The sequence below is a fragment of the Bradyrhizobium sp. SUTN9-2 genome (genome assembly GCF_003122645.1).
Taxonomy (GTDB): Bacteria; Pseudomonadota; Alphaproteobacteria; order Rhizobiales; family Xanthobacteraceae; genus Bradyrhizobium; species Bradyrhizobium yuanmingense.
On record NZ_LAXE01000001.1, the window covers coordinates 4,658,836 to 4,683,296 of the forward strand.

Sequence of the window (24,461 nt, forward strand, 5' to 3'; positions counted from 1 at the left end):
GACCGGAATTCCCAAGGAGATCTTCCAGCTCTGGACCGATTACCTGAAACCGCGCGGCTATCGCATCGCCTATCAGATCATCGATTTTCCGGGCGGCGTGCCCGGCGACATCGGCGTGACCATTTCCTGGGACGATTAGCAACAGGTGGGATCGGCATGGCGAAGGACGGCCCTGCGGAGCGGATGAAGCGGAAGGATTACGAGAAGGAGCTCGAGAAGCTCCAGGTCGAGCTGTGCCATCTCCAGGACTACGTGCGGGAAAACAAGCTCCGGGTCATCGTCCTGTTCGAGGGTCGGGACGCCGCCGGCAAGGGCGGCACGATCAAGGCGATCACCGAGAAGGTCAGCCCGCGCGTGTTCCGGGTCGTCGCCCTGCCCGCGCCGTCCGACCGCGAGAAGACACAATTGTTCTTCCAGCGCTACATGGAGCGATTTCCGGCCGGCGGCGAGATCGTGATCTTCGACCGGAGCTGGTACAACCGCGCCGGTGTCGAGTACGTCATGGGCTTCTGCACCCCCGCCGAGCACGAGCGTTTCCTCAACCTGTGCCCGCAGATGGAGAAATACGTCATCGACGGCGGCATCATCCTGATCAAGATCTGGCTCGAGGTCGGCATGGACGAGCAGGAGCGCCGTTTCAAGGCCCGCATCGACGACCCGGTCCGACAGTGGAAGCTCAGTCCGATGGACCTGGAATCCTTCCGTCGCTGGTACGATTATTCGCGCGCGCGCGACCTGATGCTGAAGAAGACCAGCACGAAGGATGCGCCCTGGAACATCGTCCGCTCTGACGACAAACGAAGGGCGCGGCTCAACTGCATCGCGCACCTTCTCGGCGCCATCCCCTTCAAGCGCATCAAGAAGGACAAGATCAAACTGCCGAAGCGCTCCGACAAGGGACGCTACAACGACCAGGCCAGCCTCAAGAAAATGAGTTTCGTCGCGCAGCGCTATTGAGCAGCGTCAGGCCGCTAAAGCGCGATGCGATTGGAATGAATCGTCATCGCGCTTTAGGTTGTTGTTTGAGCATGTTCTATTCGGAAAACCGCTACACACTTTTCCGGATCATGCCCTAGGGGCCCGACGCTGCCGTCGATCGCTCAATGGCCATACGACCCCTTCAACTCGATTTCAGGCGGATCGTGACGCCACCGACTGCAGCCGATACTTCCGCGCCGACCCGCGGGCCGCTGAGCTGGAGGATCACGCCATTGCTGTTTTGCAACTGAACGGCGCCGGCACCTGCGGCGATTGCCCCACCCGCTCCTCCCACGGCATAAGAGCCTTCGATCGACGCCGGCCCCTTTAGATTGAGCGCGCGGCCGACGAACTTCGTGGTCGACGCTCCGATGGTGAGGCCCACGCTCATGCCAGACACCGTGAATGGGTATTTCTTGCCCCGGTAGACCAGAACGCCCTCACCGCCACCGGCGCCGACGATGAAGCCACCCTTGGTGAAGACGACCGCGACCTGGCCGGTGTCGGCACGCGCGGACGTGCTAAAGCCGGCAACAGCGGCGAGCGAAGCGACCAGGACGGCGCCGAAGGACAGTTTTCTCATGACGTTTTCTTCCCCTTATTGAGCCAGGATCATCGCGAAGTAGCCGAAGATGGTGAGAAGGATGCCCGAGACGGCATAGCCGACCGGGAATCCGATCCAGGGCACGGAGCTCTGGATCTCGACCGCGGCCTCGCGGCACGGGCCGGAATGCGAGCGCGCGCCGGCAACGCCGCCCATCAGAACCGCCGGATTGATCTTGAAGACGTGGTATCCGATCGCCCACACAATGAACGGCGGGATCGTGCACGCGATGAAGCCGACGATGAAGATCTTGAGCGCGACCGCGCCGGTGAGCTGAGCCAACAGGCCGGCGCCGGCATTGACCCCGACGATCGCGACGAACACAACAAGGCCGAGATCCTCAAGCACGTTTCGCGCCGCGTTCGGCGTATTGCCGAAGAAGCGCAGCCGCGACACGACCGAGGACACGATCACGCCGGACAGCAACAGCCCGCCGGCATTGCCGAGACCGACCTTGGCACCGAAGGCGGGGAATTCGATCATGCCGATGAGGAAGCCGATGATCATGCCGACCGACAGGGTCAGCAAGTCGGTCGAGGTGTTGGCGCGCGCGATGCGGCCCCACATCTCGCCGAGCTCGTTGACCGCCGACTTCAGGCCGACCACCGAGACGATGTCCATGCGCTCCAGCTTGGTCTTGAGACCGGCCGGGATCTGCACCCCGCCCCGCTCGACCTTGGTCACCTGCAGCTGGCCGGCGATGGCCGTGTCGCGGAAGGACTCGAAGGTCCGCCCGACGACGTCCTTGTTGAAGACGACGATTTCCGCCTGGTCCATGGGTATACCGAGCGTCTTGGCATCGGCGACCTCCGGACCAATCAGGCCCATCTTCTCAGTCAGATGCTCGGTCGATCCGCCCAGCGCGACGATATCGCCCTTCTGCAGCACGAGCTCGGGATCAGCCCCCTGCGGCTCACCATTGCGCCCGACATTGACGATACGGTACTCGGGATTGACCGTGCGGAATTTGGCGATGCTCATCCCGATCGTCGCAGGATTCTCCAGCCGGTAGGCCCGCAGACCGAACTGACGGTAGCCGGTCAGGGCGCCGCCTTCGAGATCTTTGACGCCGAACTCCTGCTCATACTTCTTGGCGGCGGCCTTGGCATCGACGCCCCACCAGCGCGGCAGGTATTTGCAGATCAGGATGATGCCGACGGTGCCCCAAATGTAGGTAATACCGTAGGACAAAGCGATCATGCCGGAGGCATCCTCGGGCTTCATCCCGGCAGGCAGTTTCACGACTCCCGACGTGACGGCCTGCTCGGCCGAGCCGATCGCCGCCGACATGGTCTGCGATCCCGCCAGCATTCCGCCAGCCGCACCGGGCGGCAATGCGAAGAGCTTCGCCCCAAGCACGACGAGGGTCAGGCCGATCACACTCGACACCACCGCGAGAAACAAGAATTTGATCCCGTCGCCCCGCAGGCTGTTGACGAAGGACGGACCTACGCGCAGGCCGACGCCGTACATGAAGAGATAGTAGAACAGGCTCTTGGCGAAGTTGTTCAACTCCAGCTTCACGCCATAGCTGGATGCCCAGACCGAGATGCCCGCGCCGACCACGATGGCACCGGCGACCATGCCGAGGCCATAACCCTTGATGCTGGCTCGGCCGATATAGACGGCGAGACCGACCACGAAGAACAGCAGCAGATACGGGTACTGCTGCAAGAACTGGAAAAATGCCTGCATGTTCGTCCCCTCCCGACCTATGACGCGGCCTTGAGCTTCGGCTGGGCGCTGGGCTTTGGCCTGCCGAGCTTGGCCAAGGCTTCCGTCCGTACGAGTTTCAGCCCTTCCTTGGCGTCGTAGCCGTGGATCTCCTTCACATCGAGCTTGCGCATGAAGTCGATCGTCTCCTGGGTGATGACCTGGCCGGGCACCATGATCGGGAAGCCCGGCGGATACGGGATCACGAAGTTGGCCGAGACGAGCTCGGGCCCGGCCTTCAGCCGCCGGTCGATCTCGGGATCGTTGAGGCGGATGTGCTCGCAGCCGGCGACGTCATAGGCCGCGTAGAAGCCGCTGCGGATGTCGCCCTCGTTGGTCTTGGTGCCAGCATCGCCGCGGAAGCTCGGGTGGAAATGCGAGAAGTTCGGCAGATCGGGCACGTCCTTCATGAGGCTCGTCACCCGTGCCTCGAAGGTCTTTCGCGCATTGGCACCGCCCTGGGCCAGGCCGCGGTCGATCTCGCCCGCGATCTCGGCGAGCACGCGAACGAGATGCGCGACGTCGCTGCGAGTGTTGTTGATGTTGGATTGGACCAGCACCGAGTTGCGGGAGGTCTTGTTGACCTGGATGTTGTACTCGTTGGCGAGAATGCCCTTGAACTGCGTGCCGTCATAGCCGGCCGTGCCGCATACCAGCGTCATGCGGGTCGGGTCGAGGCAGAACTCGTCCTCGTCCAGGCTCTTCAGCGTGTTCGCCCAGTTGACGCCGGGGGCGAGGAAGTCGGTGAAGCCGCTCTGGCGGTACTGCGCCGGCACCATGGCGTCGGCACCGAGGATGCGGAAATATTTCGAGATCAGCGGGTTGTTGTTGACCGCCTGGCGGATCGCGAACGCGATCTCGATCGCATTGGCGACGAGGCCATAGCCCTCCAGCTCCATCTGCCGCCGTGAGATGTCAAGGCTCGCGATCAGCTGCTGGTTCGGGCTTGTCGAGGCGTGGGTGAACACCGCTTCCTTGAACTGCTGCTCCACGGTGTGGAATTCGACGTCCTTGACCGAGAGCATCGAGCCCTGGCGGATCGCCGACATCGACTTGTGGGTCGAGTTGGTCTGGTAGACGCGCAGCCGGATCTGTCGGGGGTCCGGGATCAGCCGGGTCTTGAGCAGCACCTCGTCGGACGGGTTCTTGCCGAGCTCGGCCTGCTGCTTCTCATAGGCCGCGACCGACTTGGGATCGCGCATCCATGCCTCGATCTCGTTGGCCGCGCCAAGTCCGGTGCGGCGGCGCAGGAATGGCGAGAAACGCGCGAAGCCGAACCAGGCTTCATCCCACAGGAAGATCAGATCGGGCTTGATGGCGAGGCATTCCTCCATCACCCGCCGTGTGTTGTAGATATGGCCGTCGAACGTGCAGTTGGTGAGGTCGACCATCTTGACGCGGTCGAGCCGGCCATCGGCCTTGGCGCCCAGCAGCGCCTGCTTGATGGTCTTCAGCGGCACCGCGCCGTACATCGAATATTCCGTCATCGGGAAGGCTTCGACGTAGAGCGGCTGCGCACCGGCCAGCACCATGCCGTAGTGATGCGACTTGTGGCAATTGCGGTCGACAATCGCGATGTCGCCGGGCGCGAGCAGCGCCTGCACCGCCATCTTGTTGGACGTCGATGTGCCGTTGGTAACAAAGAAGACGCGGTCGGCGCCGAGCGCCCTCGCCGCCTTCTCCTGCGCCTTCTTGATGTTGCCGGTCGGCTCCAGCATGCTGTCGAGACCGCCGGTGGTGGCGCTGCTCTCGGCCAGGAACAGGTTCGGGCCGTAGAACTCGCCCATGTCCCGGATCCAGTCGGACTTGAAGATCGACTTGCCGCGGGCGATCGGCAGCGCGTGGAAGGTGCCGATCGGACGCTGGGCGTATTTCTTGAGATTGTCGAAGAACGGCGTGTCGTAGCGATCTTGGATGCCTTCGAGGATCGATAGGTGGAGTTCCAGCAGCTCTTCAACGGAATAGAAGATGCGACGGACCACATCCGCCTCGGGATTGCCGGCGAGCTCCTCCACGTCGCGGTTCGAGATCATGTAAAGGTCGAGCTCGGGCCTGACGCGCTTGATGATTTGGGCGAGCCGCAGCGCCGAAGCGTCGGTTTCGTCGTTGAGACCGGCCGAGGCCATGATCGAGCGCAACACCGGTGCATCGTGCCGCGAACGCAGGCCAAAGCCCTCGTTGATGATGACGGCTCCGATGTTCGGATTGAGCATCGTCGCACAGAAACCGTCCTCCAGGCTGCCGACGATCACAGGTTCATAGATGAACGCGTCGACCGGGCGCCGCAGCTTGCGCCATTCCGCGGCCAGCGCCGGCCATTGGCTGGAAGATACGCCGGTGACGATCAGGGTTTCGAAATACGGCCTGCGCGCGCTGTGCGCGCCAAAGGCCGGCGGCGCCAGCTCGGGCGCATCGCCGTTGCCGTCGTCCTTGGGGCTCCAGTCACCGGCATGTTGGCGGAAGGATCGCGTCGCCAGTGCCTGGGCAATTCTCGTCGCAAGGGCGAACGATGATGCACCGTCGCCGGCGACTGCTGCTTCCCGCAGCGCCGCCATGAGGTGCGGACCGGGATAGCCGTGAAATTCTTCGATGATCGAAAGATCGGCCAACGCCGCGTCATAGGCTGTGCGATTGCCGACGCGCGCCCAGGTCTTTGCTGCTTCCACAAGGTCGCGCCAGTCGTCTGCCCGCGCGCCCGGGCCGGAAAAGAACTGGTCGATACGCTTCTGTGCGGGCTTGGCGTCTTTGGACATCTCTCTCTCCCGATCCTCTAAAGGTGATGCGGATCGTGGGTGCGGCGCGGCTCGCTCCATTGATCCAAGTCAACGGTCGCGTGCATTCTGCGGGCCGACGCCGTGCCGTTCGCAGCGCAACACGAAAAGATCAGGCCGTTCGTTGTGCGACGCTCACCTGATCATTGGCGCGCTCATCTCCCCTCCTGCGAACGTAGCGCTTCGCAGCGCAGCAGCACGATCAACAGCGCGACGACCGGCAGGCCCAGCGCGAGATCGGGGACGCTCTTGGTTGCAAAGGCTCCGGCGGCGGCACCGAAGCCGAACACGACGCACAACGCGATGAAAATGCCCGAGCGGCGCAGCGTTCCGAGTGGTGCGCCGCCTGCTGCGACTGCGAAGACGTTCTCGATGGCCTGACGCATGTTGCTGGTGATCATCACCGTGCTGCACACTGTGCCTTCGACCTTGACGAACATTGCGGCCTGCATCGCTGCCACGGCGGAAATACCGAGCGTTCCAGCCAAATCGGGCAACCTATTGTGCAAGATGCCGATCGCTATCAACAGCAGGATCTCGATCAACGTACTGACCGCGCTGGCCCGCTCGCCCGTTGCGCGGCGCAGCCAGGCTGCGAGCACGATGCCGACCGCGAACGCCAGGATTGGCGGCACGAAGTGCAGCGCCTTCGCCCAGTTGCCCGCCATCGCGTGAATCCACAGGAAGATCAGGTTGGCGGTCTGGGCATTCGCCAACACGCCGTGGATGATCCAGGTATAGGCGTCGATATAGCCGCCGACAAAGGCGAGCAGCAGGACGATCTCGACTGTCTCGTCGCGGCGGATCGCACCGGTTGTGACGTTCAGGGTACTCATGACGGCAATATGGGCTGTCGCGAACATTCCATCGCGTCATAGCCGCCGCCACGTCGCCGCGAAGGCTTGATCTGGATCAAGCAACATCCGGCCGCCGCCAATCAAATCGCGCCAAAGCGCCGGGGGAATGCCATGGAAACCGTCAGGTGGATCATCGCCACCGCACCGGAAATTTTCCTGCTGCTCGCGATCGCGATCGGCACCATCCTCGGCCGCATCAGGATTCGCGGCTTCTCGATCGGAACCACCGCCTGCATCCTGATCGTCGCCGTGCTGATCGGACAACTCGGGAGCTTCACGTTCCCGGCGATCCTCCGGGCGATCCTGTTCAGCCTGTTCGTCTTTACGATCGGTTACCGTTCTGGACCGGAATTCTTCGCCTCGCTGAGCGTGCGGACCTTGGCACAGGTCGTGCTGGCGTTGGTGATCGGCGCCACGGGGCTCGCGCTCGTGCTCATCTTCGCGCGTGTCTTCACGTTGGATACGGGGACAGCGGCAGGACTGACGGCAGGGGCGCTGACGCAATCCTCGGTGATCGGCACCGCATCCGGCGCGCTGGCGCAGCTCGGCCTGCCGAGCGACGTGCTGAAGCAGCAGGAAGCCAACATCGCGGCGGGCTATGCGGTGACCTACGTGCTCGGCTACATCCTGACGCTCCTGTTCGTGCCATTCGTCGCGCCGCGGCTGATGCGGATCGATCTGAAGGCGGAGGCGAAAAAGCTCGAGGCGGAGCTCGCGGGCGGTACGCCGCCAAAGACGGAAAACCTGTCATATCGCAAATTCCAGGCCCGCGCCTATCGCGTCTCGGCCGGCGCTGGTCGTACCATCGGTGCCATCGAGGCGGAGATCGGCGGCCGCACGGTCGTAGAGCGGATCGTGCGCAGCGGGGCCGACATCAAGCCGCAGCAGGATACCGTGCTCGAGGCCGGCGACGACATCGTCATCGCCGGTCCGACCGCCGCGATCGTCGCGGCCAAGCCGATCCTCGGGGCCGAGATCGACGCGGGGGAACTGCTACGCAACCTGCCCGGCAATGTGATCGAAGTGCTCGTTGAAAACCGCCAGCTGCACGGCCGCTCACTGCGCGAAATCGTTGACCGGCTCGGCGACAATGCACGCGGTGTATTCCTGCGTGCGCTGACGCGCATGGGGCGGGAAGTGCCGCTCGGTCCCGATACGCGCGTCTATCTCGGCGACGTCATGACGCTGGTCGGCAGCACCGGCAATATCGCGCGGGCAACGGCGCCAGTGGGACACGCTCTGAATACGAGCGACCGCACGGACATCGCCTTTCTCGCTGCGGGCATCGCAGTGGGTCTTCTGGCCGGCCTTGCCAGCTTCAAAATCGGCACTGTCGCATTGACACTCGGTGGCGGCGGCGGCGCGCTGATCGCCGGGCTCGTCTGCGGTTGGTTGCGTTCGCGCAGGCCGGGCATCGGCGCAATGCCGCCCGCGGCGCAGCAGACCCTGAGCGACATCGGCCTCGGCGGCTTCATCGCGGCGATCGGACTCGGCAACGGCCTTGCCGCCTGGTCGGCGATCCAGGCGCACGGTCTGTTGCTGGTCGGCATGGGCATCGTCGTCACGCTGGTCCCGATGACGGTGGGAACGCTGGTTGCCTATTATCTGCTGCGCATGAATCCGGTCGTGACCTGCGGTGCGCTCGCCGGCGCCATGACGGTCGATGCCGCCGTCACCGGCGCCTGCGACGTTGCCGAGAGCCAGACGCCGGTGCTCGGCGTCGCCGTCCCCTACGCGGTCGGCAATGTCGTCCTCACGGTGCTCGGCCCGATCGTCGTGGCCGCAACCTATTCAGGTTGAGGGAGGCCCGGATGCGACGCGGACCTGCATTGCTCCATTTTTTCGCGATCACCTTGCTCAGCCTTTTCGTGGCCGCATCGCCCACGCACGCCGCGGACGAGGTCCGCATCCAGGAGGAAATCTGGGCGCTGCCCCTGCCGCTGCCGATGTTCGCCTATCTGGTGCGCCCGGTCGGCGACGGTCCGTTCCCGCTCGTCATCATGAATCACGGTGTCTCGCTCGACGCGACCCAGCGCAGCCTTTTCCCTCTGGTCGAATTTCGCGACGCCGCCAAATGGTTTGCGAGGCGCGGCTATCTCGTGGTGGCCCCGGTGGGCAGCGGTTATGGCGCGCAGGCAATCGACATCCCCGAACGCGGAATGTTCGGCCCGTTCTTCTCGAAAATCGGGAAGTGCGCCAATCCCAATTTCCGTGATGCCGGCCTCGCGGTCGCCCAGGTCGATCTCTGGATCATTGACTATCTGGCCGCCGAGAAGCGGATCATCCCGAAGGACGTGATCGTGGTCGGCCAGTCCGCCGGCGGCTGGGCCTCGATCGCCTTGTCGAGCGTGAACCCGCCACAGGTGAAGGCCATCATCGTCTTTGCCGGAGGCCGCGGCGGACGCGTCGACGGCAAGCCGAACAACAATTGCGCGCCCGACCGACTGGTCGAGGCCACCGCCGATTTCGGCCGTACATCGCGCGTGCCGATGCTGTGGATCTACACCGGGAATGACACGTATTTCGGTCCCGACCTATCGAAGCGCATGCACGCTGCCTTCATCGGCGCCGGCGGCCGGGCCGAATATCACCTGATGCCCCCGTTCGGCAACGAGGGACATTTCCTCCTCGGTTCGCCGGACGCGGTTCCGCTCTGGTCGCCGTTGGTGGCGAAGTTTCTCGACGCGCAGAATTGAGTCCGGATCTCGGAGTTGCAGCGATGGCCCGTGCTTTTGATTGTCTCTCTGGTCTCCTGATGGTTGCAGCCGCCGGAGTCGCGACGGTCTTGGCTGTCGCTTCGCTCAAGGCGGCGCAAGCGGAAAAGTCCTCCGAGGTCGCAACACGCGGCCAGCGCGACGCCAGCGACATCAGCTATGGCAGCTGGCAAAAATTGTGCTTCAAGGCCGGCGGCGCGCCGTCCCTCTGTCGAACCTCGATCACTGGCCGGTTCGCGACCGGGCAAACAGCCGTGCGCATTGATCTGATCGAGCGGGAGGACGCGCCCACCGCCCGCCTGCAACTTTTCGTGCCGGTCGGAATGTACCTGCAGCAAGCACCGAAACTGGCCGTCGACCATGGCGCCGCGTTCCGCATTCCTTATACCTGGTGTCTCACCAATTTATGCGTCGCGGCGGACGTCGTGACGCCAAAAATCATCTCGGAGATGGAAAACGGTCAAACGCTTCTGCTCGAACTCGTCGACTCCAATCTTCTTGCGGTGACGACTTCGATTCCGCTCGCGCAATTCGGTTCCGCCCATAAGGGGGCGCCGACCAGGATACTCGAGCAATATGTCGAAGAATGACGGCCGTCGTGGAGCTACAAGACGCGGGCGCGCTGGACCGATTCGATCAAAGACTGCGCCGCAAACGGCTTGATGAGATAGGCGATGCAGCCCGAGGCAATCGCGGCCGAGCGGTTTGCCGGGCTGTCATTGCCGGTGACATAGATCACGGGTGCTTCGATGCCCTTCTCGGCCAGGCTTCGCCGCACCTCGATGCCGGACCTTGCACCCAGATTGATGTCGAGGATGATGCAGATCGCGGTGTGGAACCTGCCATGATCGAGCAAGGCCCCTCCCGTGTCGAACAGGGTTGTGGCGAAGCCGTATCCTCGCAGCAGCCTGTCCATGCTGGTACGCATGGACGGATCGTCATCGACAACGAAGACGGACTCGCGCAGGAGCAAAGCGATTGCCTTTCCGGAACACGACAGTGGGATATCGGATACGACAGCTCCGCGCTCTCGCGTGTGCGTATGTGCATTATTGCACATAGCGCGTCGCGCACTGTCAACACGCCTTGGCATTGTCCTTTGGGACAGGCACGTTCAGGGAACCTCGCGTCTTCCCGGAGCCGTCAGCGTTCGTCCGGATCGAGCATTCCGAGACGCTCTGCGATCGAAACGAGTTCCGCCAGCGAGCGAACCTGCATCTTCTCCATCACTTGATGGCGATGCGCCTTCACGGTGCGTTCGGTGGTCCCCAGCTCATGCGCGACCTGCTTGTTGATCCTGCCGCGCACGATCAGATCGAACACCTGTCGCTCGCGCTGCGTCAGCGTGGCCAGATGACCACGAAACGCATCCAGCCTGCTGGCCTGGGCGCGCGCCGTCCGCTGACTAGCCAGCGCGCGCTCGATCGCTTCGAGCAATTGTTCGGAGGATATCGGTTTGGTCAGGAAGTCTTCCGCACCTGCCTTGATCGCGCGCACGGTCGTCGGCGTGTCGGCATGACCGGTCAGGAAGACGATGGGCAGCATCGACCCCGCCGCAGCCAACCGCGCCTGCAGGTCGGGACCACTCAGGCCCGGAATCCGCACGTCGAGCAGGATACATCCCGCCTGCCCGTCATCCGGCGCCGAGTCCAGGAGCTCCAGCGCCGAGGCGTAGGTCGCGACCTCGTATCCCGCGAGCTTTAGCCGGCGCTCGATCGCGGTCCGAAACGACTCGTCGTCGTCAACAACGTGAACAAGGCCTGGCAACTTCCTACCTCTCGCCCAACTTGATCAGGACGCTCGACGTCCTTGTCGTTCTTCAAAGCGATTTTCTCGTTTGAAGGTCGGAATATCTGCTTCGCAATATGTCGCATCTTCCCTGCGGTGGAGGATTCTCATCCAGCGCAGCAATCACCAGTGCTGTCCTTTGGTACACTGAACCTTGGGACAATGGATAAGAATACTTCCTTGGCCGAAAATCAACTTCGGCGGGAGTGGGATAGCGCGGCGCATTTCCGGCAAAGTATTTCGTCTGACAGACCAATTCGGCGGAAAGCTGAGGAGTTGGCCTATGTTCGTTCGCATCACGACGGATTCCACGCTGCGTCCCAATACCCTCCGCGACCTCGGCATGGCATCTCATTCAAATGCCCTGGTCAATTTAAGCGAATTTTCCTACCGAAAAGGCTCCGAGATCTACGGCGAGAAGGAGCCGGCCGAGTATGTCTACCAGGTCAAATCCGGCGCGGTGCGTAGCTACAAGCTGCTGTCGGACGGGCGCAGGCAGATCGGCGCATTTCACCTCGTCGGCGACATCTTCGGGCTCGAGAACGGCAGCGAGCACCGCTTCACGACGGAAGCCATCGTCGACACCACGGTGCGGCTGATCAAACGCCAAAGCCTGGAAATCGTGGCAGAGAGCGATGCCATGGTAGCCAGAAACCTGCTCAGCATGACCACGAATAACCTCCAGCATGCGGAAGACCACATGCTGCTGCTCGGTCGCAAGACCTCCCTGGAGCGTGTCGCCGCGTTCCTGCTCGAAATGGACAAGCGCCTGACGGCTGCAGACGTTATGGCGCTTCCGATGTCGCGACGCGATATCGCCGACTATCTCGGCCTGACGCTGGAGACCGTCTCGCGGGCTTTGTCGCGGCTGCATGAACTCGGCGTGCTCGGCTTCATCGGCAACACCCAGCGCCAGATCGTGCTCCTCGACCGGCACCAGCTCGCAGGCCTCGATCTGCAGCCGTGAACCGGCGAAATGCCGGTTCGCGATCCGCGATGGTCGCGATCGCCGCGGCTCAGGTGCCCGGCAGGTCCGCGCCGGGTTTTTCCGTGAGCCCGAGATGGTCGAGCGTCCTGAGCAAAACCTCGAACAGGATGGCGGCGGACCAGCCGAACAGAAGAACGCCGTTCATGGCGGTCAGCGGGCCAATCAGCCGCCATTCGGGCACCGGCGTGATGTCGCCGTAGCCGAGCGTGGTGTAGTTGACGAACGCGAAGTAGAGCATGTCCGCGTCGGCGGTCGCCGCGTGCACGATATGATAGGTCGCCGCCCACATCAGAATTTCGATCATGTGGGCGATCTTCAACACGACGGCGATCGTGATCATGACGCTCATGAGGTGCAATCGCGGCCGCTTGGTATGGCGCGGGACGGCACTGCGGGCCACCGTGACGGCGACCACCGTCACGAGCGCGTGGATTCCGATATTGATCACGCTGACGAGCGTGCCGACAAGGAATTGGAGCATCATCGGGGTGAAACACACCTCATTTTAGCCTAGGCCAAGCGTGCCTCGATGGTTTCCTTTGCGACAACGGTTTCCTGATCGACCCGCGCTGACGCAGCGCGGTCGATTCCTGTCCATGCGGTCGCGAGCTCCCAGGCCACCGACAGGATGATCGGCCCAATGAACAGTCCGATGATTCCATGCGCGAGCGTACCACCAATGACCCCGATCAGGATGACCAGCGTCGGCGTCGTCAGGCCCCGCCCCATGAGGAGCGGCTTCAGCACGTTGTCGAGCAGACCGACGACGACCAGATAGACAGTCAAGAGCAGGGCGACGGTCACGTCCTTGTCCACCCATATCCAGACCAGCACGGGGAAAAGAACGGGGCCGGCGCCGATTTGGACAATCGACAGCAAGAGCACGACGACCGCGAGCAGTCCCGCGCTTGGGATCTCTGCGAGCTTGAAGCCGATGCCCGCCAGCAAGGCCTGAAGGATAGCGACGCCGATAATGCCCTGCGCGACGGCGCGTATGGTTGCGCCGGCGAGCTCGAGAAAGTGCTCGCTCCGGCCGGGCACGACGCGCAACAGGAAGCCGCGCAGCGCGGCGACGAGCTGCGCGCCGTGCGGGAGCAGAAAGCCCGCGACGATCACCGACAGCAGGAATTGGAGCATGCCAATTCCGGTGTCACCGGCAAACGACAGCATCACTCCGGCGAGCGGTTTCAAGTACGGCGCCACCTCGCGCAGCGCCGCACGGATGTTCGTGTAGGCCTCGTTCCAGATCGCGTAGAGCTGAGGACCGATCAACGGCCAGCTCCTGATCTGCTCCGGTGCGGCCTGGAGCGCGAGATCGCCACTGCCGATCTGGGCCGCAAGGTCCCGGATTCCTTCGACTGCACTGAGGCCGAGCCACGCGGCGGGACCGATGACGATGCCCAGCGTGATCAGGGTGAGAACGGCTGAGGCTGTCCGGGGACGGCCACCGAGGCGTTGGGCGAGCCAGGCGAAGACGGGATGAAATGCCACCGCCAACACGGCGCTCCAGCTCAAGATTGGCACGAACGGCCGGATCACCAGGAAAGTCCAGAAGATCAGCAACCCGAGCAAGCCCAGCCGGATCACGAGCTGGACAATGTCCTCCGCGGACAGAAGCTGGCGAAGCGTTTTCAAGGGTCGTTGCCTCCAAGCCGACGGACCGCTGCTGAAAAGCTAGCGGGGCGGCCCGCCGAGGAGGCTTGATCCAGATCAAGCCAGGCGATCGGTCACCTAGCGAGATCGGCAACAGGCGCGCAGCCAGTTGCGTCTCGGCGCAGATTGCGCGGTCCACCGCCCGCGAGTGAGAATGCCCCGGTGCTGGACCTGAGCCAGCAGTCGTGAAGTTGACGCCGACGAACGGATTGATCCCGACATAGCTCCGACCGACGGCAAAGCCCATGATCTCGATTGCTGTGCCTGTCTGGAGGCTAATGGCGGGTACGGCCGAGCTATATCGGCCGCTCCGCCCGGCGGCCTGTTCTTTCTGGTCACGACCAAGAGGGCCAGGCTCTGGAGGTATCGGCCGGCTTCCATTCCTTCGTTTCGGACTTGGCGCTCAGGACGACCCGATCAGAGAGTGCCTTTTGGAACTTTATTCCAACGCCGTCGCCGGAATTTGGGGGGATCCCGAGAGGCAATTTGGGGGGTACAAGGCCCCTACCCCCTCCATATCCCCAGCCGCTCCGGACCACGGCGGAAGTGGCAGAACAGAACGAGACGCTGAAACCCCTGATTTTTCAGTGGCTTACCCCTAGGACTTGCTTAGTTCTGGAGTGTTTCGAGAGGCTTGGCAACAGCCTGATGGCTCCCCGGGCTGGATTCGAACCAGCGACCATCCGATTAACAGTCGGATGCTCTACCGCTGAGCTACCGAGGAAAAGGGCGAACCGTTCGTTCGCGCGCGGCTGCGTATAACAAAGCCGCTTGCGCTTGCAAAGGACGAATTCGTCATCATCCGCAACGCGCTCGGAGGGACCTGGAATGGCCGCTCCTCCGGCCCGGACGGGGCGAGGATTATTCCGCCAGGAACGAGGTGGTCTTGGTACCGGGGTCGTAGCGCAAGCGGAGCGCGGTGAGCTTGCAGAGATTGACGTTCTTCCACAGCACGGACTCGTCATAGTTCTTCCAGTCGACCCGGATGTTCCAGACGCAGCCTTCATCGTCGCCGTCGAACTCGACATAAGTGCTGGCCTGGTTCTGCAACACCTTGTCGAGCTCGTTCTCCCACTCGTCCAGCCCGTCATCCGGCGCGTTGAAGCCTAGGAACTTGATGGCATAGCCGGTCTCGTTGACCACGGTGACGTTGCGGGCATCGGCCGCAAGCGACGGCGCGGCGGCGATCGAAAGGGCGATCGCGATCAATCCGGACAGAAAATGCTTCATTGTGAAATTCTCCGATCGAAACAGGTCTCGGCGCCCGATGTCGATCGACGCAGGCGCCGTGGCAAACAAAACGTTGCCTCAAGACTCGTCCGGAGCGAGATCGACCGATTCAAGACACGATCGATCCGCGCTCCGGAACGTTCGCGCGACGCGAGACGCGCCCCGCCTGTTTATCGATTCGAATTCTCCGCAGCAATGAACCGGCATTCATAGTTCGGCGGCGTTTGTTTTCTCCGGCAGCGGCGCCGGCACGGCCGCGCCGTTGCTCTTTCCGGTCACGGCACCGACCAGCGCCTTGACCGGATCGTCGCCAGGCGCAAAGCCGCTCTGGCGCAGGATCTCGTCGATCATCGGACGCAGCGCGTGAACCTTGAGCAGTTCGCCGGCCAAACCTTCGCCGAAGCCGACATTGCCTCCGCTCGCACCGTTGCCGCCGAACGCGCCGCCGGTGTGCAGGATGCGGACATCCTTGAGATTCGCGATCGGCTTCACCATCTCCGCCAGCGCGGATGGCATGGTCTCAATCCGCTTCTTGGCGATCTCGAAATCGATGACGTTGCTGCCGAGCTTGTTCTGCGCCTCGTTCTTCATGGTGATGACGGCGGCTTCCGCCTCGCCGATGTTGCGGACGCCGACCGCCTTGATCTTGTTGGATTCGGCTTCGGCGGTGGCCAGCGTCTTGACGGCTTCGGCGCGATCGAGCGAGGCCTTCTTCTCGGCCTCGGCCGCGACGATCAGCTCGGTCGATTTGCGTTCGGCCTCGGTGCGTGCGGCCAGCACCTGGGTCAGGCGGGCACGATCGGCGACCTCGATGGCGCGCGCGGTGACGACCTTTTCCTCCGCGGAGACGGCCAGCGCCTCGGCGGTCTTGGCTTCGGCGACGGCTTCCGACGTCTCCTTGCTCTTCGCCGCGATCTGGATCTCGTTCTCCTGCGTCGCGATCTGGATCTCGCGCTGGGCGTCGGTCTTGCGCTTGTTGATCGCCAGCTCCGACTCGATCACCGCGGTTTCCTTGACCTGCTTGGCACCCGCCTCCTTCTCGGCAACCGCACGATCGGTGTCGATGCGAGCGTTCTCCTCGGTCAGACGCGCCGTCTGCGTCGCGGTCGCGACCTCGGCGCGGGTGCTCGCCGTCTTGTTGGCGATGTCGCGCTCCTGCGACAGCTCGGCTTCCTTCTTGGTCCGCTCGATCCCGAGGGTCTGCTGGCGCGCCTCGAGGTCCTTTTGCGCGATCGCCACCTCGTTATCGCGCACGATCGCGTTTCGATCGCGGCGGCGGGTTTCGGTGACCGTCTTGAGCTGGGTCAGACCCTCGGCGTCGAAGAAGTTCTCCGGGTTGAAGAATTTGACGTCGGTCTGGTCGAGCTTGGTCAGCGACACCGATTCCAGCTCGAGCCCGTTCGACTTCACGTCAGACTCGACCGTGGACTGCACGTGCTTGACGAAGTCCGAGCGCTTCTCCTGGAGCTCCAGGATACTCATGGTCGCGGCGACCGAGCGCAGGCCGTCGACGAATTTCGCCTCGACCTGGTTGCGCAGCGCCTCGGCATCGTTGGTCAGCGCGCCCAGCGTCTGGCTTGCAAGCGCAATGCTCTCCTCGTCGGGACGGACGCGGACGTAGAACTCGGCAACGATGTCGACGCGCAGGCGATCCTTGGTGATGAGGGATTCCCGCTCCTTGCGCTCGACGGTGAGGCGCAACGTCTTCAGATTGACGCTGGCATAGGAGTGGAAGATCGGCAGGATCATGGCGCCGCCGTCGAGCACGACCTTCTTGCCGCCGAGCCCGGTGCGCACGAAGGCCTCGTCGCGGGTGGCGCGCTTGTAGAGGATGGTGAAGACGATCCCCAGGACGACGATCAGCGCGACGCCGATCACGGCCGGGACTGCGATGTCGAACATGGCTTTCTCCGCTGTGGGACTTGCTAATTGCTTAGAGTGGGGTTGGACGGCTTGAGTTCATCGTCGGCCTTCACCGCGACGAAGCGCGTGCCGTCGCGGTCGACCAGGAGGACCATGGTTCCCTGCGGCAAAGGTCCCGATGACGGCGCCGCGACCGCCGAGACGAAATGGCGGTTGCCGTGGATGTCGGCGACGCTGACGCGGCCGGGCGGCCCCTGGTCGAGCGGGCCAACGACGACCTCCCCGATGCGGCCGACCAGATCGCCGAGGCCGACGACGTAGCTTTCGTCCTTGGGAATGACCCGCGCGATGGTCCTGCTGGCGGCGCGCACCAGCGGAACCGACACCACGACGGCCCCGACCGAGGCGACCGTCGCCGGTAAGGGACCCGCAACCATTCGCGCAAGGTCCTGGATCAGGAATCCGGTGATGGAGAAGGCGCCGAGCAGCAGCAGCAGGAAGATCAACAGCGGCACGCCGCCGACATTGATCCAGGAGATGGCGTTGAGCACGCCGTTGTCGCTGGGGTGAGCAAAATCGATGTTGGTGCCCAGCATCTCGCTCAAGGAGGCCCCGATCAGCATCGAGATCACCTCGACCGAGCCGACGATGACGATCATGGCCGCCGCAATCGCGAACGGCCTGACCTCAGGCGCCATGACGTGTTCGAGCAGAGCGCTCATGACACCGCACTCAGCCGCCCGACTTCAACCGGGCCAGCCTCGCTGCAATTTCCTTGTCGCGATGGAGCGTGCTCAGCTCGTCGATGTCGCTCGAATAAGGAATTCCCGGCGGCACGCCGGTGGCCCGTGCCACTGCCCTGCCCGCCCGCAGCGCCTTCGCGGCAGCGGAGGTGCCGCCGGATTTCCGCGACGACGTCGATGTCTGTGGGCTGGCCTGTGCCTCGCTCTTTTCGAGATCGGCGCGGCGCTGCTCGGCATCCTGGAGCGCCGACAGCACCGCGCGGAGCGATGTGACGCATTGCTCGATCTTCTCGTTGTTCTCGTCGATGGCGCGAGAGAGCACCTCGAACTGCGCCTCCAGGTCCATTTGCCGCGCGATGCCGGCGCGGGCGAGATCATCGCGCCCGTCTGCGATCGCGGCCTCGATCTTGGCGGTCAGATCGGTCATCGCCCGCTCGATCTCGCTGCGGCGCGCGTTGAGGCGATATTCCTCGGCCCGGGCAGCGGCGAGCGCATCGCGCGCTTCGGTCTCGGCGCGCTCGATCTCGCGGATGGCCTGTCCGACCACCTTCAGCTTGTTCTTGCCCTCCGCCTGCTCGATCGCATCGTACGCGATCCCGGCAATCAGGCGCCCGACTCGGGACAGGAAATTGTCGGGAGCGGCAGCGATGGTATCCATGGCGTTCTCCTCCTCTGGCAGGCTGTTCGGCGTGACGCCGTAGTGAACTTCGAAACCGTCGTCGGTGCGGATGAGGCGCGCCGGCACGCTCTGTCCCCAGCCCTCGGCATAGCCGGCGTAGTCGAAGGGCACGCTGAAGCGCCCTTGCACGGTCGCAATCGAAATGGTGGCGGGCCCCTTGATCTTCGCGAGCTTGTCGTCGAGCGGCAGGCGGCGCCCTTGCGCGGCGCGATACTCCGCGCGGTCGCGCAGCCCCAACGTCACCAGCCGCGAAGGCAGCGCCGTCTGTTTGCGGATCGGCTCATAGGCATGGGCATGGAGCAGGACCACATTGGAACCCACATTGTGGATCCGCGCCACCTCGTCGAGGATTTCCATCATGCGGTCATAGGCCTGGAATGTCGCCTCGATGGCGGCCTTGGCGGCCGGGTCAGGGGCAAGCCGGTAACGCAGTGCGGACGGCGCGTTTCGAGGCGATTGGCTCATGGAAAGCACTAAAGCACCATTTTGGTGCTTTTGAAAGGGAAGCCTCGATCACGTTCTGCTGATCCATATGCACTCTGTCGGTTAGTCGCGACGACGAGGGCCTGCGTTCAAGGCGGCCGATCATCCCTAGCGGAAGGCCGATCAAGATTTGATGCACGCTTCGGTTGAAATTTGAGACGAATGCAGTGGAGTTCCGGTAAGCCGTCATTCTCTCGACGCGCCGTTGCGAGGAGCTCTGGCCGCAGCAGCGATCTGCCAGATCGCCGAATCATTCGGTGCGCTCATTTGACGGAGATATGACTATTGCCGACCAAGATCCGACGACGGTACGAAGCATCCACGTCCAGCATCCGCAGCAAATCCACAGCATATTCACAGGGCGCCTGTGACGGATTCGCGAGCCCCGGCGAGGCACTTGCTGCGCACAAGCCCACAAGCCGGGCCGTTTAGCCACCCGCCTGGTCGAACACGGATCGGCAGGCCTCGCTGAGGCTGGCGCGGTTGCGGCGCAGGCAGGCGGTGATGGCGCGGACGTTGGGGATCTCGCCGGCGCAGAGCCGGTAGACGTCGGGGGTACAGGCCCGCCGCTGCTCCGCCGTTCCCTGTGCATGGGCCGCAGAGGCAAACAGCGTCAGGAACAGCCCGACCGTCGAGGCACCCCGCGCCCGGCTCTTCACGCCCGCAAACCGCAAGAACCTCGCCTTCATGACCAGTCTCCCGCTCTGCACTGCCCGCTCCGGCCTGCATTGGCCGTACGGTGCAAAAGGGGTTACGAGAAATAAACCGCGGGGAATGTGATCTCCTTCACGCCCGCTGCGCGGCGGCAGGCACATAGGGTTGCCCCGGGGATTTTCAGGAATCGCTAACCATTCGGGTCCCGATCGCCGCATCGTTAAAATGCGAACGATCGGGTCAATCCGGAAACAAACCGGCTTTGCGACATTGCGCCGTCCGCGTTCTGCGAGGGTGTGATGAGCGAAGCCGAATTTAATCTGCTGCTGGATGCTGTCCGGGACGCCATGGTCTTTGAGGATTTCGGGCCCGTGCCGGTGGAGCAATACGTGCCCCGCTCGTGGAGCTTCGACACGACGCCCAAGGCTGCCAATAACAAGGCTGCCAATGACAACGAGGGCGCCTGGCCCCTCCTGCCCTTCCCCGACGACTGGTACGCGGCCTGCTGAGGCCACTTGAAGTGAACCGATGCGTCCGCCTTTCGGGCGGTTCGGCATGACCGAGCGCCGGGGACCGGCGCAGGCCCGATCAAGTCTTGACGCGTTCCTCGCCCTGCTGCGGCGCCCGGTCGGGTGCAGCCGGCGGGAAGATGCTGTCATAGATCGCGCGCGCCTCAGCAATGAGGCGGGCCCGCTCCAGCTCGGATTTCGGGACAAATCGAACGACGTCGCCCACGTGCTCTCCAGCTCCAGGGTTTGGATGCGTCTCTTCGCAGATGCGAAGTCTATGCCAGGACCTGAATCGCACCTTTCCGCCAAGCCCCGGGGAAACCCGGTGGCTGGCTGGCGCGTGCGGCTCGGCGGAACCGCCTATAAGTCCAAATTTTGCGGAAAATCAGAGACTTGTGATGGAGGCCACGACCAGAATTGAACTGGTGTACACGGTTTTGCAGACCGTTGCGTAACCACTCCGCCACGTGGCCCCGTAAGGGCGGACCAATATAGGGGATCAATGGCTTAGGCAACCCCACGGCCCGCTTGTAGCACAGCGAAATGTCCAGCCGAAATCAGGCGCGCTTGCCGCGCCGGAAGTCGCGCCGGCGGCCCTTGGGCGCGGGCTTGGGTGCCAGTTCCGGCATCTCGGCCTGGACCTCGCGGTAGCGAGCCAGCATCCGCTCGAAACTGGCATGAAGCGTCTCGGCGATATCAGGGCGCCGCTCGAGGGCGGCGAGGATCGTCGCGGCGGCTTCGATGGTCGCGAGGCCGTCGCGGCGCGGCTCCTTGCGCAAGCGCCCGTAGCGAGAGGGACGTGCCGGATTGAGGATCACGCGCTGGCATTTCAGCATCCAGGGATTGCGCCACCACAGCGCCTTGGCCTGGCTCCAGGTGCCGTCGAGCAGCACCACGCCTTCGAGCTTGCCGAGGATCGCGCGCTGGTTCTCCGCGACCTCGCCCTTGCGGTTGAGCGCGACGATCTCACCTTCGGCATCGAGATCAGCCGCGCGTGCCGAGCCGAGATAGAGCACCGCCCAGTGCGAGGCGTTCTCGACCGGCCGTCCCAGCGCCTTGGACAGGCTCGGCCAGGACAGGCCGACCCGCACCGTTGCATCGGCAAAATGCCTGGTCAGCAGCCGCGCCGTGCCGAGCGTCCTGTCCTGCTCCTGCGGATGCTGGAGGATCAGCAGCGAGAGCCGGTTCTCGATCGGCGTGACGCTGTCGCAAATGCAGAGCGGCATCGGCTTCTGGCAATGCGGGCAGTCGGGAATCGGCTCGGCCGGCGCGGCGGTAGTGTCAGGCGGATTGGACATGGCGCCGCTATACGCTTGACGCGGCGCTGCAACAACCTATTCCGCCGGGGCCGCCAGCGGACGCGGCTCGGATCGCCGCCGCAGGCGGTCGATCAGGAGGTAGATCACGGGCGTCGTGTACAGCGTCAGGATCTGCGAGACGAACAGGCCGCCGATGATGGTGATGCCGAGAGGCCGGCGCAGCTCCGTGCCGGGGCCGGTCGCGATCACCAGCGGAATGCCGGCAAACAGCGCCGCCATGGTCGTCATCAGGATCGGGCGGAAGCGCGCCTGGCAGGCCTCGAAGATCGCCTCCGCCGAGGACAGGCCGCGCTGGCGCTCGGCATCGAGCGCGAAGTCCACCATCATGATGCCGTTCTTCTTGACGATGCCGATCAGGAGGATGATGCCGACGAAGGCGATCACCGTCAGCGGCGTGTTGGTGAGCTGCAAGGCCAGCAGCGCACCTAAGCCGGCCGAGGGCAGCGTCGAGATGATCGTGAGCGGATGGGCGAGGCTCTCGTAGAGCACCCCGAGCACGATATACATCGCGACCAGCGCGCCGAGGATCAGGAGCGGCTGGCGACCGCTGGTCCTGGCGAAATCGCCAGCATTGCCGTCGAAGCTGCCGCGAATGCCTTCGGGCATGTGCAACTCGTCGACCGCGCGCTGGATGTTCTGGGTCGCCGCCTGAAGCGGCACGTCCGGCATCAGGTTGAAGGACACCGTGGTCGATGGGAACGACTGCGAATGATAGACGGCGAGCGCAGCGAGCCCGCGCGTCGCGCGCACCACGGCCGACAGCGGCACCTGCGCATCTCCCGCGCCGGCGACGTAGATGCGATCGAGATTGGAGGGGTCGACCTGGAACTTCGGGTCGATCTCCAGCACGGTCATGTACTGGTTGCGCTGGGTGTAGATGATCGAGATCTGCCGCTGTGCGAAAGCGTTGTTCAGCGCGTTGTCGATGTCCTGGACCTTGACGCCGAGCGCGGACGCCTTCTGGCGGTCGATGGCGAGCGTCAGCTGCAGCCCGCCAGGATCGCGATCGCTGGAGATGTCGGTGATGCCCTCCACGCTCTCCAGGCGCTTGGCCACGATCGGCGCCCATTTCTGCAACAGGCCGAGATCGGTGCTGGTGAGCGTATATTGGTAGTCGGAATCGCTCTGACGCCCGCCGGCCCGCACGTCCTGGGCAGCGAACATGAAGAGGCGGATGCCGGGCACGGGATATAGCGCGCGCCTGAGCCGTTCGATCACGACCTCAGTCGACACGTGGCCACGTTCCTCCGGCGGCTTCAGGCTGATGAACATGGTGCCGCGGTTCGAGGTCGCCGGACCCGGGCCCCCGCTGCCGACCGTCGAGCCGATGCCGGCCACGGCGGGATCCTTCATCACGATCTCGGCGAGCCGCTGCTGCAGGCCGAGCATCGACTGGAACGAGGTGTCCGCCGAGGCGCGCGTCGCGCCGATGATGAAGCCGGAATCGTCCGTGGGGAAGTAGCCTTTGGGGACCTTGATGTAGAGCGTCACCGTGAGCGCGATGGTGGGGAAGAACACCAGCAGCGTCAGCAGCGGGAATTCCAGCACGGTGCGCAGGGTGCGGGCGTAGAACACGATGGTGCGCGACAGCGCGCCTTCGATGATGCGGTCGAACAGCGTTGCCGTGCCGGAGGTGGCCTGCCGGATGTAATGGGCGCAGATCATCGGCGTGACCGTCAGCGACACCAGCGTCGAGACCAGGATGGCGAAGGTCAGCGTCAGCGAAAATTCGCGCAGGAGCCGACCGACGACGCCGTCCATGAAGATCAGCGGCGTGAAGGCCGCGATCAGCGACAGGCTGATCGAGACCACAGTGAAGCCGATCTGCTTGGCGCCCTCCTGCGCCGCCCGGAACGGCCGCATGCCTTGCTCGAGGTTGCGGAACATGTTCTCGATCATGACGATGGCGTCGTCGACGACGAAGCCGACGGAGATGGCGAGCGCCATCAGCGACAGGTTGTCGATGGAGAAGCCCGCGACCCACATGCCGGCGCAAGTCCCGGCGAGTGCCAGCGGCACCGAGATGCCGGCCGCGATGGTCGGCGTCAGCCGCCGCAGGAACACGAACACGACGACCATCACCAGGACGGACGTTGCCAGCAGCGTCCATTGCATGTCCAGCACGCTGGCGCGGATCGTGCCGGTCCGATCGACCAGGGTGGAGATCTCGACACCGGCCGGGATCCACTGCTTCAGCTCGGGGATCAGCGCCTTGACCCGGTCGACGGTGTCGATGACGTTGGCATCGCCCTGCTTGGTGATCTGGATCAGAACCGCCGGTTGCCTGTTGAACCAGGCTATCGAGCGGACGTTGCGGACGGAATCCTCGATGTCGGCGACATCCGACAGCCGCACGAAATTATTGCCCGAGCTCTTGATGACGATGTCGCGGAACTCCTTCGCCGTTCGCATCTGCTTGTTCAGCGACAGCGTCTCGCTCTGGCGCTCGCCTTCGAAGATGCCGACGGGGCCGAGCGCGTTGGCGGCGATGATCGCGGTTCGCACGTCGTCAGTGGCGATTCCAGCATTGGACAGCGCAACCGGGTTGAGCTGCACGCGCACGGCCGGCTGGTCGGCGCCGGAGATCGACACGTTGCCGACGCCCGGCACCTGCGAGATGCGTTGCGCCAACACGCTGTCGGCGACGTCGTAGATCGCCGACGGAGAGATCGTCTTGGAGGTCAACGCCAGCACGAAGATGGGTGCGCCGGCCGTGTTCGCCTTGCGGAAACGCGGCAGCGTCGGCAGGTCGCTCGGCAGGTCGACCATCGCGGCGTTGATGGCCGCCTGCACGTCGCGCGCGGCCTTGTCGATGTTGCGGCCTATGTCGAACTGAAGCTGGATGCTGGTCGTGCCGAGGCTCGAGGTCGAGGTGATCTGGTTGATGCCGGCGATCTCTCCCAACCGCCGCTCCA

Annotated in this window: 22 protein-coding genes and 2 tRNA genes; 6 read left to right on the plus strand and 18 right to left on the minus strand. The window is 63.8% G+C overall.

Going from position 1 to position 24,461, the window contains the following annotated elements; translation table 11 throughout:
• Window positions 1–156: 156 nt before the first annotated feature.
• Window positions 157–957 (plus strand): polyphosphate kinase 2, encoded by an 801-nt coding sequence (gene ppk2 / locus XF30_RS21625; protein ID WP_109143802.1) that lies wholly within the window; start codon window positions 157–159, stop codon window positions 955–957.
• A gap of 163 nt (window positions 958–1,120) precedes the next feature.
• On the opposite strand, the gene XF30_RS21630 is transcribed toward ppk2, so the two are convergent.
• The 4 genes from XF30_RS21630 to XF30_RS21645 form a co-directional block, all read right to left on the minus strand.
• Window positions 1,121–1,561 carry a hypothetical protein gene (locus XF30_RS21630; protein WP_035999439.1) on the minus strand — a complete coding sequence of 147 codons (441 nt, stop codon included), beginning with the start codon at window positions 1,559–1,561 and terminating at the stop codon, window positions 1,121–1,123.
• Between the two features lie 15 nt (window positions 1,562–1,576).
• A complete protein-coding gene (locus XF30_RS21635) occupies window positions 1,577–3,277 on the minus strand; it encodes an aspartate:alanine exchanger family transporter (RefSeq protein WP_109143803.1) in 1,701 nt (566 codons plus the stop codon).
• A gap of 17 nt (window positions 3,278–3,294) precedes the next feature.
• Window positions 3,295–6,048 carry a decarboxylase gene (locus tag XF30_RS21640; protein ID WP_109143804.1) on the minus strand — a complete coding sequence of 918 codons (2,754 nt, stop codon included), beginning with the start codon at window positions 6,046–6,048 and terminating at the stop codon, window positions 3,295–3,297.
• A gap of 173 nt (window positions 6,049–6,221) precedes the next feature.
• Window positions 6,222–6,902, minus strand: a complete 681-nt coding sequence (locus XF30_RS21645) for a YoaK family protein (RefSeq protein WP_035999481.1) — start codon at window positions 6,900–6,902, stop codon at window positions 6,222–6,224.
• 132 nt (window positions 6,903–7,034) lie between these two features.
• On the opposite strand from XF30_RS21645, the gene XF30_RS21650 reads away from it, so the two are divergent.
• Genes XF30_RS21650 through XF30_RS21660 form a run of 3 tightly spaced genes read left to right on the plus strand, consistent with a single transcriptional unit; the run spans window position 7,035 to window position 10,227 of the window.
• On the plus strand, window positions 7,035–8,723 hold the full coding sequence (locus XF30_RS21650; RefSeq protein ID WP_109145807.1) for an aspartate:alanine exchanger family transporter: 1,689 nt from the start codon (window positions 7,035–7,037) through the stop codon (window positions 8,721–8,723).
• Between the two features lie 11 nt (window positions 8,724–8,734).
• On the plus strand, window positions 8,735–9,619 hold the full coding sequence (locus tag XF30_RS21655; RefSeq protein ID WP_035999446.1) for an alpha/beta hydrolase family protein: 885 nt from the start codon (window positions 8,735–8,737) through the stop codon (window positions 9,617–9,619).
• Between the two features lie 23 nt (window positions 9,620–9,642).
• Entirely contained in the window at window positions 9,643–10,227 is a 585-nt protein-coding gene (locus XF30_RS21660) for an invasion associated locus B family protein (protein WP_035999448.1), read from the plus strand.
• 14 nt (window positions 10,228–10,241) lie between these two features.
• Here XF30_RS21660 and XF30_RS21665 read toward each other — a convergent pair whose 3' ends face one another.
• Window positions 10,242–10,610, minus strand: a complete 369-nt coding sequence (locus XF30_RS21665) for a response regulator transcription factor (RefSeq protein ID WP_283811147.1) — start codon at window positions 10,608–10,610, stop codon at window positions 10,242–10,244.
• Window positions 10,611–10,780: 170 nt separating this feature from the next.
• The gene (locus XF30_RS21670) at window positions 10,781–11,404 is read right to left on the minus strand and encodes a response regulator transcription factor (RefSeq protein ID WP_036039437.1); all 624 of its coding nucleotides are present in this window, start codon (window positions 11,402–11,404) and stop codon (window positions 10,781–10,783) included.
• 304 nt (window positions 11,405–11,708) lie between these two features.
• Here XF30_RS21670 and XF30_RS21675 point away from each other — a divergent pair, with 304 nt between their 5' ends.
• Window positions 11,709–12,392 (plus strand): helix-turn-helix domain-containing protein, encoded by a 684-nt coding sequence (locus tag XF30_RS21675; RefSeq protein WP_109143806.1) that lies wholly within the window; start codon window positions 11,709–11,711, stop codon window positions 12,390–12,392.
• A gap of 49 nt (window positions 12,393–12,441) precedes the next feature.
• On the opposite strand, the gene XF30_RS21680 is transcribed toward XF30_RS21675, so the two are convergent.
• From XF30_RS21680 to XF30_RS21715, 8 genes are all read right to left on the minus strand, one after another.
• Window positions 12,442–12,897, minus strand: coding sequence for a potassium channel family protein (locus XF30_RS21680; protein ID WP_035999460.1), 456 nt, complete (start codon window positions 12,895–12,897; stop codon window positions 12,442–12,444).
• Between the two features lie 26 nt (window positions 12,898–12,923).
• Window positions 12,924–14,048: an AI-2E family transporter gene (locus XF30_RS21685; RefSeq protein WP_109143807.1), complete on the minus strand. Its 1,125-nt coding sequence runs from the start codon at window positions 14,046–14,048 to the stop codon at window positions 12,924–12,926.
• 667 nt (window positions 14,049–14,715) lie between these two features.
• Window positions 14,716–14,790 (minus strand) — tRNA-Asn (locus XF30_RS21690).
• Window positions 14,791–14,927: 137 nt separating this feature from the next.
• Window positions 14,928–15,296, minus strand: a complete 369-nt coding sequence (locus tag XF30_RS21695; protein WP_109145808.1) for a hypothetical protein — start codon at window positions 15,294–15,296, stop codon at window positions 14,928–14,930.
• A 207-nt stretch (window positions 15,297–15,503) separates the two neighbouring features.
• The gene (locus XF30_RS21700; protein ID WP_109143808.1) at window positions 15,504–17,198 is read right to left on the minus strand and encodes a flotillin family protein; all 1,695 of its coding nucleotides are present in this window, start codon (window positions 17,196–17,198) and stop codon (window positions 15,504–15,506) included.
• A 23-nt stretch (window positions 17,199–17,221) separates the two neighbouring features.
• Window positions 17,222–17,881: an OB-fold-containig protein gene (locus tag XF30_RS21705; protein ID WP_109143809.1), complete on the minus strand. Its 660-nt coding sequence runs from the start codon at window positions 17,879–17,881 to the stop codon at window positions 17,222–17,224.
• A 10-nt stretch (window positions 17,882–17,891) separates the two neighbouring features.
• On the minus strand, window positions 17,892–19,055 hold the full coding sequence (locus tag XF30_RS21710; RefSeq protein WP_109143810.1) for a PspA/IM30 family protein: 1,164 nt from the start codon (window positions 19,053–19,055) through the stop codon (window positions 17,892–17,894).
• Between the two features lie 437 nt (window positions 19,056–19,492).
• Window positions 19,493–19,753, minus strand: coding sequence for a hypothetical protein (locus XF30_RS21715; protein WP_025036239.1), 261 nt, complete (start codon window positions 19,751–19,753; stop codon window positions 19,493–19,495).
• 264 nt (window positions 19,754–20,017) lie between these two features.
• Here XF30_RS21715 and XF30_RS21720 point away from each other — a divergent pair, with 264 nt between their 5' ends.
• Complete coding sequence (locus XF30_RS21720) at window positions 20,018–20,227, plus strand: hypothetical protein (protein ID WP_109143811.1); 210 nt, start codon at window positions 20,018–20,020, stop codon at window positions 20,225–20,227.
• 79 nt (window positions 20,228–20,306) lie between these two features.
• Here XF30_RS21720 and XF30_RS38585 read toward each other — a convergent pair whose 3' ends face one another.
• The 4 genes from XF30_RS38585 to XF30_RS21740 all read right to left on the minus strand — a co-directional run.
• Entirely contained in the window at window positions 20,307–20,453 is a 147-nt protein-coding gene (locus XF30_RS38585) for a hypothetical protein (RefSeq protein ID WP_167361661.1), read from the minus strand.
• Window positions 20,454–20,626: 173 nt separating this feature from the next.
• Window positions 20,627–20,700 (minus strand) — tRNA-Cys (locus XF30_RS21730).
• A gap of 84 nt (window positions 20,701–20,784) precedes the next feature.
• Window positions 20,785–21,525 (minus strand): tRNA-uridine aminocarboxypropyltransferase, encoded by a 741-nt coding sequence (locus XF30_RS21735; protein WP_109143812.1) that lies wholly within the window; start codon window positions 21,523–21,525, stop codon window positions 20,785–20,787.
• A 36-nt stretch (window positions 21,526–21,561) separates the two neighbouring features.
• On the minus strand, window positions 21,562–24,461 hold a 2,900-nt coding region (locus tag XF30_RS21740), incomplete at its 5' end, for an efflux RND transporter permease subunit (protein ID WP_244608995.1).